The sequence below is a fragment of the Enterobacter cloacae complex sp. ECL414 genome (genome assembly GCF_021869685.1).
Lineage (GTDB): Bacteria > Pseudomonadota > Gammaproteobacteria > Enterobacterales > Enterobacteriaceae > Enterobacter > Enterobacter kobei.
On sequence record NZ_CP091481.1, the window covers coordinates 3,954,779 to 3,966,938 of the forward strand.

Here is a 12,160-nt window from a genome sequence, read left to right on the forward strand (position 1 = left end):
TACACTACGGCAATTCGCTTATCTCGCATGACATATGGAATTTCTGACTATGCGCATTCCTCGCATTTACCACCCTGAACTGATTACCGCAGGTCGCGAAATCGCCCTGTCTGACGACGCCGCCAACCACGTTGGCCGCGTGCTGCGCATGGGGGCTGGGCAGGCAATACAGCTTTTCGACGGCTCTAATCAGATTTTCGAGGCGGAAATCACCCGGGCGGATAAAAAAAGCGTGCATGTGAATGTGTTGCGCGGTGAAGTGGACGACCGTGAATCGCCGCTGCACATCCACCTGGGCCAGGTGATGTCCCGCGGGGAAAAGATGGAATTCACCATTCAAAAATCCATTGAGCTGGGTGTAAGCCTCATTACGCCACTTTTTTCCGAGCGCTGTGGCGTTAAACTGGATGCGGAACGTCTGAACAAAAAGATCCAGCAGTGGCAGAAAATTGCCATTGCGGCGTGTGAACAGAGCGGCCGCAACCGCATACCGGAGATCCGCCCGGCAATGGACCTGGAGGACTGGTGTGCCGAAGAGGAGAGCGGGCTGAAGCTCAATCTTCATCCGCGCGCCAGCGCCAGCATTAATACGCTGCCGCTGCCCGTTGAACGTGTACGCCTGCTGATTGGCCCCGAAGGCGGCCTGTCGGCGGACGAAATTGCGATGACGGCGCGTTACCAGTTTACTGATATTCTGTTGGGACCTCGCGTTCTGCGCACTGAGACAACGGCACTCACGGCCATTACCGCGCTACAGGTACGGTTTGGCGATCTGGGTTGAAGTATAAACGGAGAAGAACATGATTAAGCTCGGCATCGTGATGGACCCCATCGCAAACATTAACATCAAGAAAGATTCCAGCTTCGCTATGTTGCTGGAAGCGCAGCGTCGCGGCTATGAGCTCCACTATATGGAGATGAACGATCTTTACCTGATCAACGGTGAAGCCCGCGCGCGTACCCGCATCGTTAACGTCGAGCAGAACTACGACAAATGGTACGAGTTTGGCACCGAGCAGGATATTGCCCTGGCCGATCTCAACGTTATTCTGATGCGTAAAGATCCGCCGTTCGACACCGAATACATCTACTCCACCTATATCCTTGAGCGTGCCGAAGAGAAAGGGACGCTGATCGTCAATAAGCCGCAGAGCCTGCGCGACTGCAACGAGAAGCTTTATACCGCCTGGTTCTCAGACCTGACGCCTGAAACGCTGGTGACCCGCAGCAAAGCTCAGCTGAAGGAGTTCTGGCAAAAACACGGCGATATCATCATGAAGCCGCTGGACGGCATGGGCGGCGCGTCTATTTTCCGCGTGAAGGAAGGCGACCCGAACATTGGCGTGATTGCCGAAACCCTGACCGAACTGGGTACCCGCTACTGCATGGCCCAGAACTATCTGCCCGCCATTAAAGATGGCGACAAACGCGTTCTGGTCGTGGATGGCGAACCCGTACCTTACTGCCTGGCACGTATCCCACAGGGTGGCGAAACGCGCGGTAACCTGGCGGCCGGTGGACGCGGTGAGCCGCGCCCGTTGACAGAAAGCGACTGGGAAATTGCCCGCCGCGTTGGCCCAACGCTTAAAGCCAAAGGCCTGATCTTTGTTGGCCTGGACATCATTGGCGATCGCCTGACGGAAGTGAACGTCACCAGCCCAACCTGCATTCGCGAAATCGAAGCGGAGTTCCCGATCTCGATCACCGGAATGCTGATGGACGCTATCGAAAAACGTTTACAGAAATAATCTGTGACAGCGCCCGGCTTTATCCCCATACTGGGCGCTGTCGCTTTTTAAACCAGGAAACAGTACCTCTGACAATGAATTTACAGCATCACTTTCTTATTGCCATGCCTGCTCTCCAGGATCCGATTTTTCGCCGCGCCGTGGTTTATATTTGTGAATACAATGAAGACGGCGCGATGGGCATTATCATCAATAAGCCGCTGGAAAACCTGCAGGTTGAAGGGATTCTGGACAAGCTGAAAATCCCGGCTGAAGCGCGACTGCCGGAGATCCGGCTTGATAAACCGGTGATGCTGGGTGGACCACTTGCAGAAGATCGCGGCTTTATCCTGCATACCCCGCCGGTATTCTCTTCCAGTATCCGCATCTCCGATAACACCGTGATCACCACCTCGCGCGACGTGCTCGAAACGCTGGGTACCGCAGAACAGCCTTCCGAAGTGCTGGTGGCGCTGGGGTACTCGTCGTGGGAGAAAGGCCAGCTTGAGCAGGAAATCCTCGATAACGCCTGGCTTACCGCACCAGCGGACATGAATATTCTGTTTAAAACCCCGATAGCCGATCGCTGGCGCGATGCGGCAAAACTGATTGGCATTGATATTCTGACCATGCCTGGTGTCGCGGGGCACGCCTGATGAGCGGAACACTTTTGGCCTTTGATTTTGGTACCAAAAGCATTGGCGTCGCTGTGGGTCAGCGCATCACCGGTACCGCGCGTCCGCTCACGGCCCTGAAGGCCAACGACGGCACGCCTGACTGGAATCTTATCGAACGTCTGCTGAAAGAGTGGCAACCGGATGATGTTATCGTTGGGCTGCCACTGAATATGGACGGCACCGAACAACCCCTTACCGCCCGCGCGCGTAAGTTCGCCAATAAAATCCATGGCCGCTTTGGCGTCTCCGTGAAGCTTCACGACGAGCGTCTTAGCACCGTCGAAGCGCGTGCTGGCCTGTTTGAGCACGGCGGCTTCCGGGCGCTCAACAAAGGCAGCGTAGACTCCGCCTCTGCCGTCATCATCCTCGAAAGCTATTTCGAACAGGGCTATTAATCTCAGGGGCCTATAGCCGCCCCTGCGCCCGTCTCTCCGCCACGCTTTGATCAAAGTTCTGCATTCCCGCCTGCTGGCCTGTTTGAATGATACCGGGCAGTTGCCACGTTTTTCCTTCACGAATCAGATTTGCCGCCGCCGGGGTATTCACCAGCAGTTCATACAGCGCGACACGCCCACCCTGCAGGTCGGGAAGCAGCCTCTGTGCCAGCACCGCACGCAGGCTACCGGCCAGCTGGTTACGTACCGGGTCTTTCTCCTGCGCCGGGAAGGTGTCCACCAGCCGCTCAATGGCCTGCGAGGCACCCCGCGTATGCAGTGTCGCCAGCACCAGATGCCCGGTCTCCGCCGCCGTCAACGCGAGACGGATCGTCTCTGCATCACGCAGCTCCCCCAGCAAAATCACATCTGGATCCTCGCGTAACGCTCCGCGCAGCGCCTCGACAAAAGACGGGCAGTGTTGACCTATCTCCCGCTGCTGAATCAGGCAGCGTTCGCTCCGGTACAGATACTCCACCGGATCTTCAAGCGTGAGGATATGCCCGTCAGTATGGTGGTTGAGAAAATCGACCATCGCCGCCAGAGTGGTGGATTTGCCGCTGCCGGTCGCCCCCGTCACCAGAATCAACCCGTTGTCACTGGATAACAGTTCCGGAATGGCACGCGGCACGCCCAGCGAAGAGAGTGGCGAACAGGTGCGTGGCAGCAACCGCAGGGCGATGGACACCCCGTTAATCTGCTTAAACGCACTCCCGCGCAGACGCTGGCCTTCTGCCACCGTCACGGCAAAATCGACCTGACCGTGAGCCCACCAGCTTCCCTGCTGCTCATCATTGAGCCACGCTTTTAATAACGCCCCGACATCTGGCGGCGGAAACGGCGCGGGTTCAAGGCGTCCTGACCGGCGCCAGCGGGATGGCGAATCACTGCACAGGTGTAGATCGGAGACGTTATGCTTTACACTAAGGGCCACCATTTCTTCCACATCCATAGACTACTCCTCGGAAAATGAACGACATTGCGCATAACCTGGCACAGGTCCGGGACAAAATCTCAGCTGCCGCAACGCGTTGCGGCCGTGCTTCAGAAGAAATTACGCTCCTTGCAGTCAGCAAAACCAAGCCTGCGAGCGCCATCGCAGAAGCGATTGATGCAGGCCAGCGCGCATTTGGTGAGAACTACGTGCAGGAAGGCGTGGATAAAATTCGCGACTTCCGGGAAAAGGGGAATACGGATCTTCAGTGGCACTTTATTGGTCCACTGCAGTCGAACAAAAGCCGTCTGGTGGCAGAGCACTTCGACTGGTGCCATACGATTGACCGTCTGCGCATTGCCACACGCCTGAACGAACAACGCCCGGCAGAGATGCCAGCGCTTAACGTGCTGATACAAATCAACATCAGCGACGAAAACAGCAAGTCTGGCATTGCGCTAAGCGAGCTGGATGCGCTGGCCGCAGACGTGGCCGCCCTGCCACGCTTAACCCTGCGTGGGCTGATGGCTATTCCGGCGCCAGAGTCAAGTTATGAAAGGCAGTTTGCCGTGGCACAGCAAATGGCTGTAGCATTTGAGGCGCTTAAAGCGCGCTACAACACGGTAGACACGCTTTCTCTGGGCATGTCGGATGATATGGAAGCCGCCATCGCGGCAGGCAGCACTATGGTGCGCATCGGTACCGCCATTTTCGGTGCGCGCGACTACTCCAAATAATAAGGAAACCTGAGGAACGCCATGAAGACGTTGACTTTCCTGCTCTCAACGGTCATTGAGCTGTATACGATGGCGCTTTTGCTGCGCGTCTGGATGCAGTGGGCCCGTTGTGATTTTTACAATCCGTTCTCCCAGTTTGTCGTGAAAATCACGCAACCTATTGTCGGGCCCCTGCGCCGCATTATCCCGGCCATGGGTCCCATCGACAGCGCTTCGCTGCTGGTAGCGTTTATTCTTAGCGTTATCAAAGCCATCGTGCTGTTTATGGTCATCACCTTCCAGCCGATTATCTGGATTGCCGCCGTGCTGATTCTGATCAAAACCGTCGGTCTGCTGATTTTCTGGGTGCTGCTGGTGATGGCCATCATGAGCTGGGTGAGCCAGGGGCGTAGCCCGGTAGAGTATGCCCTGATTCAGCTGGCCGAGCCGCTGCTGCGTCCGATCCGTAACTTACTTCCCTCTATGGGCGGCATCGACTTCTCCCCGATGATTCTGGTTCTGCTGCTCTATGTGATCAACATGGGGATCGCTGAACTGCTGCAGTCTACGGGCGACATGCTGTTGCCGGGGCTGTGGATGGCGCTATGAGTGCCGTAAGCACCTGCGCTGACGGGCTGGTTTTGCGGCTGTATATTCAGCCGAAAGCCAGCCGTGACAATATTGTTGGACTGCATGGCGACGAGTTAAAAGTCGCCATCACCGCCCCGCCGGTTGACGGTCAGGCAAACGCGCATCTGACCAAATATCTGGCAAAACAGTTTCGCGTGGCCAAAAGCCAGGTCATCATTGAAAAAGGCGAACTGGGGCGGCATAAACAGGTAAAAATCCTCAACCCGCAATCCATCCCGACGGAAGTCGCGGCTTTGACAGAACAGGACTAAACCATGCAGAAAGTTGTTCTCGCGACCGGCAACGCCGGTAAAGTGCGCGAGCTGGCCTCGCTATTAAATGATTTTGGGCTGGATGTGGTCGCTCAGACCGATCTTGGCGTAGATTCTGCCGAAGAGACGGGGCTGACGTTTATTGAAAACGCGATCCTGAAAGCACGCCATGCCGCGCAGATTACCGGTCTGCCCGCCATTGCCGATGACTCCGGTCTGGCCGTCGATTTTCTTGGCGGCGCGCCGGGGATTTACTCTGCTCGTTATTCCGGTGTTGATGCAACCGACCAGCAGAATCTGGAAAAGCTGCTTGTTGCCCTGAAAGACGTACCGGACGAACAGCGGACCGCACAGTTCCACTGCGTGCTGGTCTATCTGCGTCACGCAGAGGACCCGACGCCGATCGTCTGCCACGGTAGCTGGCCGGGCGTGATTACCCGTGAAGCTGCGGGCAACGGCGGTTTTGGCTACGACCCGATTTTCTTTGTCCCGTCCGAGGGCAAAACCGCAGCGGAACTGACCCGCGAAGAGAAAAGCGCGATTTCCCACCGTGGGCGCGCACTGAAACTGTTACTGGAAGCACTGCGTAATGGCTAATTTGCCACCTCTGAGTCTTTATATTCACATCCCGTGGTGCGTGCAGAAATGCCCGTACTGCGATTTCAACTCGCACGCGCTGAAAGGTGAAGTGCCGCACGATGACTACGTTGCGCATCTGCTGGCTGACCTGGACGCCGATGTACCTTACGCACAGGGACGTGAAGTTAAGACCATTTTCATTGGTGGCGGTACGCCGAGCCTGCTGTCAGGCCCGGCGATGCAGACGCTGCTGGACGGCGTGCGTGCGCGCCTGAACCTGGCCGCGGATGCTGAAATTACGATGGAAGCCAACCCCGGTACCGTTGAGGCCGATCGTTTTGTCGAGTATCAGCGTGCAGGCGTGAACCGTATTTCCATCGGCGTGCAGAGCTTTAGCGAGCCAAAACTGAAGCGCCTGGGGCGCATTCACGGTCCTGAGGAAGCAAAGCGTGCGGCAAACCTGGCGACAGGACTGGGTCTGCGCAGCTTTAACCTCGATTTGATGCACGGCCTGCCGGACCAGTCGCTCGACGAAGCGCTGGACGATCTGCGCCAGGCGATTGAACTTAACCCGCCGCATCTGTCCTGGTATCAGCTCACCATTGAGCCCAACACGCTGTTTGGTTCCCGTCCTCCGGTTCTGCCGGATGACGACGCGCTGTGGGATATTTTCGAGCAGGGCCACCAGTTGTTAACCGCTGCGGGGTATCAGCAGTACGAGACGTCTGCGTATGCGAAACCGGGGTATCAGTGTCAGCACAACCTGAACTACTGGCGTTTTGGCGACTACCTGGGAATTGGCTGCGGCGCGCACGGTAAGGTGACTTTCCCGGACGGTCGCATTCTGCGTACCGCCAAAACCCGCCACCCGCGAGGGTATATGGAAGGCCGTTATCTCGAGCGCCAGCACGACGTTGAGGCGGCGGATAAACCGTTTGAGTTCTTTATGAACCGCTTCCGCCTGCTGGAAGCCGCGCCGCGCGCGGAATTTGCGCGTTACACCGGTCTGCCGGAGTCAGTGATTCGTCCTCAGATTGACGAGGCGCTGGCGCAGGGGTATCTGACTGAGTGTGAAGATTACTGGCAGATCACCGAGCACGGCAAACTGTTCTTAAATTCCCTTCTTGAGCTGTTCCTCGCCGACGATTCCTGAAGGCTAATTCAGGTTTTTGCATCCCGTTCTGCCAGCTGAGGGAAAGGCTGGCAGAGTGTGGGGATGGAAAACTCAAAACAACTTCGCAAACAAATGACGCCCGAAGAATTTCGCCTCTGGTATTTGCTCAGAGGTCGTCGGTTCTTTGGCTATAAGTTTCGCCGCCAGATGCCGATTGGGCCGTATGTTGCAGATTTTGCCTGTTATAAGGCGAAATTGATTATTGAGCTCGACGGAGGGCAACATCAATGCAAAGAGAAATACGATTCACGTCGTACAGAGTTTTTGCATACAAATGGCTGGGAAGTCGTGCGATTCTGGAACAATGAATTTACTTCTCAGGAAGAGGAAGTGCTGACGGTTATTCTTCAAAAATTGCAGAGCCTGATGCCCTCACCCTAACCCTCTCCCACAGGGAGAGGGAACGTTTACACCCTCTCCCCTGGGGAGAGGGCCGGGGTGAGGGGCCCAGCGCGCAGAGGATTACTTCAACGTCCCCACCAGCGCCTTCCGGCTATCTTCCAGCGACACCACGCGTTTACACACGTCTTTGCCGAACTGCTGGAAATCATCTTCCTGGTTCTTCCACTCGTTCTGAATTGAGGTCTGCAAGCCGCCCAGACTGCCCAGCACGCCCTGCAGCGGGTTACCGCCGCCCTTCAGGACCGCTTTAGCCCCCATCTCGTTGATGCTGTCCTGCAGGATGCCGCCCATCGCCTGATTCACCAGCTGCTGTCCGTCAGCACGGACCTGATCAATCGCCTTGTAGTGGAACGTCAGGCCATCAGAGCGCGTCTCGATAATCCGGTTCATCTGCTCTTTGAGCTGCTTATCGAGCTTCGTCAGGCGGGAGCGCATATTGCTGCTCTCCCCCACCTCTTTAGTAATGATCTTATCCAGCGCAACACGGCTCTTTTCGACGCGCGTCAGGGCACCTTCATTAATCCATGGCAGGGCGGTACGCAAATCGGCCTGATAGTCTTTCGCCTGCTCACGCTGTGCGGCTGTCAGATTGTACTCTTTGCCGTTAAAGGTGACGTTCCCTTGCGGCGTAATCACCAGATTGCCGTTCTCGCCTTTGACCTGCACGGTTTGCGGGCTTAACACCACGTCATCACGCGGGGTGACGCTACATTTATACTCCGCATGGGCGGTGAATCCGGTTGCCATCAAAGCAACAGCCAGCAACGTTTTGCGCATCTTAAACACTCCCTCAGACAAAATGGGCCAGCTAATGCTGGCCCTTGACTGCTTTATTAGTCCCACCAAACGTCGAAAAGTTCGCTGACGCGGACATCTTCCAGCTTATGGTCTTCAAGCCATTTACGAACCAGCGCCTGATGTTCTTCGGTGCATTTACCCACTTCCTGGGTGCAGATCAGACCTTCCCACGCCAGGTAACCGCTACCGTCGAAGGCCAGCTTGTTGGGCTCAATCACGTCGTTGATGAACGCATCCACGTCCTGATCGATCTGTTCTACACTGGTGCCTTCCGGGAAACGCCACGCAACGGAGAAACCCACTTCCTGGAATTCTTCGATGTGCATTTTTTTACGCAGACGACGGCTACGATTCTTTGCCATTATTTCACCCTCTCGAACATTAAGTCCCATACACCGTGACCAAGACGATGGCCACGCTGTTCAAATTTCGTTACCGGACGTGAATCCGGACGCGGAACATAGTCGTTGCTTTCAGACTGGTTTTTATACCCGTCCAGAGACGACATCACTTCCAGCATATGTTCCGCATAAGGTTCCCAGTCGGTCGCCATATGGAAGACGCCGCCCAGTTTCAGCTTGCTTTTCACCAGCTCGGCAAACGGTGCCTGAACGATACGGCGTTTATTATGACGTGCTTTGTGCCACGGGTCAGGGAAAAAGAGCTGAACCATGGTTAAAGAATTGTCAGGAATCATTTTGTGCAGCACTTCCACCGCGTCATGACACATGACGCGCAGGTTCTCTACACCCTCTTCATGGGCAGTTGCGAGACACGCGCCGACGCCCGGGGAGTGCACTTCAATACCGAGGAAGTTCTGCTCCGGGCGAGCTTGCGCCATGGTCACCAGAGAGGTGCCCATACCAAAACCAATCTCCAGCGTGACTGGCGCTTCGCGGCCAAACAGCCCGGCAAAGTCCAGCGGCTGCTCGCTGAACTCAACGCCCATCACCGGCCAGTAGTTGTCCAGCGCATGTTGCTGCCCTTTTGTCAGGCGGCCCTGACGACGGACAAAGCTGCGAATACGGCGCAGCGGGCGACCGTTTTCATCAAATTCCGGTGAAATGACGTCGTTTTTCATAAAAGAGTTGTCTGCTTGTGAGAATGTTCGGGAAACGGGCATTATCCAAAGTTAAGGCGTCTATGCAAGCATGGGAAAGATCCGGTTTACAGCAGATTGACGCTGTGCTGCAATCTGCGTCCCTGATTATGTGAATCGATGACCATGCAAGCCTCTCAATTTTCAGCCCAGGTGCTGGACTGGTACGACAAATACGGGCGTAAAACCCTGCCCTGGCAAATTGAAAAAACGCCTTACAAAGTATGGCTCTCCGAAGTGATGTTGCAACAAACGCAGGTCGCCACGGTGATCCCATACTTTGAGCGTTTTATGGCACGCTTCCCGACGGTGACAGACCTGGCGAATGCCCCGCTGGACGAGGTATTGCACCTGTGGACAGGCCTGGGCTATTACGCCCGCGCGCGTAATCTGCACAAGGCCGCGCAGCAGGTCGCCACGCGCCACAACGGTAAATTCCCGGAAACCTTCGATGAAGTGGCAGATTTACCCGGCGTCGGGCGTTCAACGGCGGGCGCCATTCTCTCCCTCTCTTTGGGTAAGCATTTCCCGATCCTCGATGGCAATGTGAAGCGCGTGCTGGCACGTTGCTATGCCGTGGACGGCTGGCCCGGTAAAAAAGAGGTTGAGAAACGTCTGTGGGAGATCAGTGAAGCGGTTACCCCGGCCAACGGCGTCGAACGTTTTAACCAGGCGATGATGGATCTGGGTGCGATGGTCTGCACGCGCTCAAAACCCAAGTGCGAACTCTGCCCGCTCAATACTCTCTGCGTGGCCTACGCCAACCATTCATGGGCGCAATACCCGGGGAAAAAACCGAAGCAGACGCTACCGGAGCGCACCGGTTACATGCTGCTGATGCAGCACGGCGACGAGGTGTTCCTGGCCCAGCGTCCACCGAGCGGCCTGTGGGGCGGTCTATACTGCTTCCCACAGTTTGAAGATGAAGATTTGCTGCGTGAATGGCTTAAACAGCGCGGTATTGCTGCCGATAACCTGACGCAGCTGACCGCGTTTCGCCATACCTTCAGCCATTTCCACCTGGATATTGTGCCGATGTGGCTTCCCGTGTCCTCATTTGCCTCGTGCATGGATGAAGGCACCGCTCTCTGGTATAACTTAGCGCAACCGCCATCAGTCGGACTGGCGGCTCCCGTGGAGCGCCTGTTACAGCAATTACGTGCCGGTGCAATGGTTTAGCATCGACAATAAAAAGAGGAATGAGTATGGCCAGAACGATTTTTTGTACTTTCCTGCAGCGTGACGCTGAAGGCCAGGATTTCCAGCTTTATCCGGGTGATCTGGGTAAACGCATTTATAACGAGATCTCCAAAGAAGCCTGGGGACAGTGGCAGAAAAAGCAGACCATGCTGATTAACGAGAAAAAGCTCAGCATGATGAACCCGGAACACCGCAAGCTGCTGGAACAGGAGATGGTGAACTTCCTGTTTGAAGGCAAAGACGTGCACATCGAAGGCTATACGCCTCCAGAAAAATAATATTGAGCGGCTGTTGCCGGGTGGCGCTTCGCTTACCCGGCCTACAAAACCGTAGGCCCGTGCAAGCGAAGCGCCGCCGGGCAATAGCAACGACTAAGCAAACACAACACGCACGCCCGGAATGATGAAAAAACTTTTAGCGCTAGCCCTTGTTGCGCCGTTGCTGGTCTCCTGTTCGTCAAAAAAAGGCGATGATTACAACGAAGCCTGGATCAAGGACACCAACGGTTTTGACATTTTGATGGGGCAGTTTGCCCACAACATCGAGAACATATGGGGATTTAACGAAGTTCTTATTGCCGGACCGAAGGACTACGTTAAGTACACCGACGCCTATCTGACCCGTAGCCACATCAACTTTGATGAGGGTACGATCACCATTGAAACCATCGCGGGTACTGACCCTGCGGCACGACTGCGTCAGGCGATTATCAAAACCCTGCTGATGGGTGATGACCCGGGATCTATCGATCTCTACTCCGATGCCGACGATATCACCATCTCGAAAGAGCCGTTCCTGTATGGTCAGGTTGTCGATCAAACCGGCCAGCCAATCCGCTGGGAAGGTCGCGCCACGAAATTTGCCGACTATCTGCTGCAGACGCGACTGAAGAGCCGCTCTAACGGCCTGAAGATAATTTATAGCGTCACCATCAACCTCGTGCCGAACCACCTCGACAAGCGTGCGCATAAGTATCTTGGCATGGTGCGTCAGGCATCACGTAAGTACGGCGTGGATGAGTCGCTGATCCTGGCGATTATGCAGACCGAATCGTCGTTCAACCCTTACGCAGTTAGCCGTTCCGACGCCCTGGGGCTGATGCAGGTAGTCCAGCACAGCGCCGGTAAGGACGTCTTCCGCGCGCAGGGCAAATCCGGCACGCCGAGCCGTAGCTATCTGTTCGATCCCCAGAGCAACATTGATACCGGCACGGCCTATCTGGCGATGCTGAACAATGTTTATCTCGGCGGCATCGATAACCCGACCTCACGCCGCTATGCCGTAATCACCGCCTATAACGGCGGCGCGGGCAGCGTGCTGCGCGTCTTCTCGAACGACAAAGTGCAGGCCGCAAACATCATCAACAGCATGGCGCCGGGGGATGTTTACTCAACCCTCACCACCCGCCACCCATCAGCGGAGTCCCGCCGCTATCTGTATAAGGTCAATACGGCGCAGAAGAACTATCGTCGTCGCTAAAAAACTCCCCCTCACCCTAACCCTCTCCCCAAAAGGGAG

General features: G+C 55.8%; 17 protein-coding genes. 13 read left to right on the plus strand and 4 right to left on the minus strand.

The window, feature by feature from the left end:
* Positions 1-49: 49 nt before the first annotated feature.
* From rsmE to ruvX, 4 genes are all read left to right on the plus strand, one after another.
* Positions 50-781, plus strand: coding sequence for a 16S rRNA (uracil(1498)-N(3))-methyltransferase (rsmE, locus tag L3068_RS18960; RefSeq protein ID WP_023331277.1), 732 nt, complete (start codon positions 50-52; stop codon positions 779-781).
* A 19-nt stretch (positions 782-800) separates the two neighbouring features.
* On the plus strand, positions 801-1,748 hold the full coding sequence (gene gshB / locus L3068_RS18965; protein WP_023331278.1) for a glutathione synthase: 948 nt from the start codon (positions 801-803) through the stop codon (positions 1,746-1,748).
* A 74-nt stretch (positions 1,749-1,822) separates the two neighbouring features.
* The gene (locus tag L3068_RS18970) at positions 1,823-2,383 is read left to right on the plus strand and encodes a YqgE/AlgH family protein (protein ID WP_008499752.1); all 561 of its coding nucleotides are present in this window, start codon (positions 1,823-1,825) and stop codon (positions 2,381-2,383) included.
* Positions 2,383-2,799, plus strand: a complete 417-nt coding sequence (ruvX, locus tag L3068_RS18975; protein WP_006811925.1) for a Holliday junction resolvase RuvX — start codon at positions 2,383-2,385, stop codon at positions 2,797-2,799. The genes L3068_RS18970 and ruvX overlap by 1 nt, the downstream gene beginning before the upstream one ends.
* Before the next feature lie 10 nt (positions 2,800-2,809).
* Here the strand turns inward: ruvX and L3068_RS18980 are convergent, their stop codons facing one another.
* A complete protein-coding gene (locus L3068_RS18980; protein ID WP_236904762.1) occupies positions 2,810-3,790 on the minus strand; it encodes a type IV pilus twitching motility protein PilT in 981 nt (326 codons plus the stop codon).
* A gap of 17 nt (positions 3,791-3,807) precedes the next feature.
* On the opposite strand from L3068_RS18980, the gene L3068_RS18985 reads away from it, so the two are divergent.
* The 6 genes from L3068_RS18985 (at position 3,808) to L3068_RS19010 (ending at position 7,524) form a co-directional block, all read left to right on the plus strand.
* Positions 3,808-4,509: a YggS family pyridoxal phosphate-dependent enzyme gene (locus L3068_RS18985; RefSeq protein WP_014885191.1), complete on the plus strand. Its 702-nt coding sequence runs from the start codon at positions 3,808-3,810 to the stop codon at positions 4,507-4,509.
* Positions 4,510-4,530: 21 nt separating this feature from the next.
* Positions 4,531-5,097 (plus strand): YggT family protein, encoded by a 567-nt coding sequence (locus tag L3068_RS18990; protein WP_014885192.1) that lies wholly within the window; start codon positions 4,531-4,533, stop codon positions 5,095-5,097.
* Entirely contained in the window at positions 5,094-5,390 is a 297-nt protein-coding gene (gene yggU, locus L3068_RS18995) for a DUF167 family protein YggU (RefSeq protein ID WP_045909934.1), read from the plus strand. The genes L3068_RS18990 and yggU overlap by 4 nt, the downstream gene beginning before the upstream one ends.
* A 3-nt stretch (positions 5,391-5,393) precedes the next feature.
* On the plus strand, positions 5,394-5,987 hold the full coding sequence (locus L3068_RS19000; protein ID WP_023331280.1) for an XTP/dITP diphosphatase: 594 nt from the start codon (positions 5,394-5,396) through the stop codon (positions 5,985-5,987).
* Positions 5,980-7,122 (plus strand): radical SAM family heme chaperone HemW, encoded by a 1,143-nt coding sequence (gene hemW / locus L3068_RS19005; protein WP_014885195.1) that lies wholly within the window; start codon positions 5,980-5,982, stop codon positions 7,120-7,122. Before L3068_RS19000 ends, hemW begins: the two co-directional genes overlap by 8 nt.
* 63 nt (positions 7,123-7,185) lie before the next feature.
* The gene (locus L3068_RS19010) at positions 7,186-7,524 is read left to right on the plus strand and encodes an endonuclease domain-containing protein (protein WP_117582193.1); all 339 of its coding nucleotides are present in this window, start codon (positions 7,186-7,188) and stop codon (positions 7,522-7,524) included.
* Between the two features lie 81 nt (positions 7,525-7,605).
* On the opposite strand, the gene L3068_RS19015 is transcribed toward L3068_RS19010, so the two are convergent.
* The 3 genes from L3068_RS19015 to trmB are packed head-to-tail and all read right to left on the minus strand — an operon-like array spanning position 7,606 to position 9,424.
* A complete protein-coding gene (locus L3068_RS19015; protein WP_014885197.1) occupies positions 7,606-8,322 on the minus strand; it encodes a YggN family protein in 717 nt (238 codons plus the stop codon).
* Positions 8,323-8,378: 56 nt separating this feature from the next.
* Positions 8,379-8,705: a YggL family protein gene (locus tag L3068_RS19020; RefSeq protein ID WP_014885198.1), complete on the minus strand. Its 327-nt coding sequence runs from the start codon at positions 8,703-8,705 to the stop codon at positions 8,379-8,381.
* Complete coding sequence (gene trmB, locus L3068_RS19025) at positions 8,705-9,424, minus strand: tRNA (guanosine(46)-N7)-methyltransferase TrmB (protein WP_014885199.1); 720 nt, start codon at positions 9,422-9,424, stop codon at positions 8,705-8,707. Before trmB ends, L3068_RS19020 begins: the two co-directional genes overlap by 1 nt.
* A 144-nt stretch (positions 9,425-9,568) precedes the next feature.
* Here trmB and mutY point away from each other — a divergent pair, with 144 nt between their 5' ends.
* From mutY to mltC, 3 genes are all read left to right on the plus strand, one after another.
* On the plus strand, positions 9,569-10,621 hold the full coding sequence (gene mutY, locus L3068_RS19030) for an A/G-specific adenine glycosylase (RefSeq protein WP_172971189.1): 1,053 nt from the start codon (positions 9,569-9,571) through the stop codon (positions 10,619-10,621).
* Between the two features lie 26 nt (positions 10,622-10,647).
* On the plus strand, positions 10,648-10,920 hold the full coding sequence (locus L3068_RS19035; protein ID WP_003862425.1) for an oxidative damage protection protein: 273 nt from the start codon (positions 10,648-10,650) through the stop codon (positions 10,918-10,920).
* Between the two features lie 124 nt (positions 10,921-11,044).
* Positions 11,045-12,121 carry a membrane-bound lytic murein transglycosylase MltC gene (mltC, locus tag L3068_RS19040; RefSeq protein ID WP_014885201.1) on the plus strand — a complete coding sequence of 359 codons (1,077 nt, stop codon included), beginning with the start codon at positions 11,045-11,047 and terminating at the stop codon, positions 12,119-12,121.
* Positions 12,122-12,160 lie beyond the last annotated feature (39 nt).

Bases quoted from the DNA above. Each gene is read 5' to 3' on its own strand.
- hemW (WP_014885195.1), top strand. From the start codon at position 5,980: ATGGCTAATTTGCCACCTCTGAGTCTTTATATTCACATCCCGTGGTGC.
- L3068_RS19020 (WP_014885198.1), bottom strand. From the start codon at position 8,705: ATGGCAAAGAATCGTAGCCGTCGTCTGCGTAAAAAAATGCACATCGAA.
- L3068_RS18985 (WP_014885191.1), top strand. From the start codon at position 3,808: ATGAACGACATTGCGCATAACCTGGCACAGGTCCGGGACAAAATCTCA.
- yggU (WP_045909934.1), top strand. From the start codon at position 5,094: ATGAGTGCCGTAAGCACCTGCGCTGACGGGCTGGTTTTGCGGCTGTAT.
- L3068_RS19010 (WP_117582193.1), top strand. From the start codon at position 7,186: ATGGAAAACTCAAAACAACTTCGCAAACAAATGACGCCCGAAGAATTT.
- ruvX (WP_006811925.1), top strand. From the start codon at position 2,383: ATGAGCGGAACACTTTTGGCCTTTGATTTTGGTACCAAAAGCATTGGC.
- L3068_RS18990 (WP_014885192.1), top strand. From the start codon at position 4,531: ATGAAGACGTTGACTTTCCTGCTCTCAACGGTCATTGAGCTGTATACG.
- L3068_RS19015 (WP_014885197.1), bottom strand. From the start codon at position 8,322: ATGCGCAAAACGTTGCTGGCTGTTGCTTTGATGGCAACCGGATTCACC.
- gshB (WP_023331278.1), top strand. From the start codon at position 801: ATGATTAAGCTCGGCATCGTGATGGACCCCATCGCAAACATTAACATC.
- trmB (WP_014885199.1), bottom strand. From the start codon at position 9,424: ATGAAAAACGACGTCATTTCACCGGAATTTGATGAAAACGGTCGCCCG.
- mutY (WP_172971189.1), top strand. From the start codon at position 9,569: ATGCAAGCCTCTCAATTTTCAGCCCAGGTGCTGGACTGGTACGACAAA.
- L3068_RS19000 (WP_023331280.1), top strand. From the start codon at position 5,394: ATGCAGAAAGTTGTTCTCGCGACCGGCAACGCCGGTAAAGTGCGCGAG.
- mltC (WP_014885201.1), top strand. From the start codon at position 11,045: ATGAAAAAACTTTTAGCGCTAGCCCTTGTTGCGCCGTTGCTGGTCTCC.
- rsmE (WP_023331277.1), top strand. From the start codon at position 50: ATGCGCATTCCTCGCATTTACCACCCTGAACTGATTACCGCAGGTCGC.
- L3068_RS18980 (WP_236904762.1), bottom strand. From the start codon at position 3,790: ATGGATGTGGAAGAAATGGTGGCCCTTAGTGTAAAGCATAACGTCTCC.
- L3068_RS19035 (WP_003862425.1), top strand. From the start codon at position 10,648: ATGGCCAGAACGATTTTTTGTACTTTCCTGCAGCGTGACGCTGAAGGC.
- L3068_RS18970 (WP_008499752.1), top strand. From the start codon at position 1,823: ATGAATTTACAGCATCACTTTCTTATTGCCATGCCTGCTCTCCAGGAT.